The 203-nt window shown below is 58.1% G+C and carries 1 protein-coding gene; it reads right to left on the bottom strand.

The features are described 5' to 3' along the window. Positions 1–203: FUSC family protein (locus tag FDX22_RS00335; RefSeq protein ID WP_186805260.1), on the bottom strand; the 203-nt coding region annotated here is incomplete at both ends.

Below are 203 nucleotides of genomic sequence, written 5' to 3'. Positions count from 1 at the left end.
GGCATATTCACAAACGTAGGCACGATCAATACCGTTGCCCCTGCGCCCGCCACGGTGCCGACCAGGCGATAGAGACACCGGCTCAGCGAAGCGCCCACAGAGGTTTGCGAAACAATATAGACGGTGATGATGGCCCAGGAGGGCCGTTCCAGGCCAATCGATAGGGCGATATAATAGGCGAGCATCGCAGCGGCAAAACTCCT

This window comes from Citrobacter sp. TBCS-14 (assembly GCF_005280805.1).
In the GTDB taxonomy this organism is placed as follows: Bacteria; Pseudomonadota; Gammaproteobacteria; order Enterobacterales; family Enterobacteriaceae; genus Citrobacter; species Citrobacter gillenii.
The sequence above is the reverse complement of the archived record's forward strand: the minus strand, read 5'-3'. Positions and strand labels throughout refer to the sequence as shown.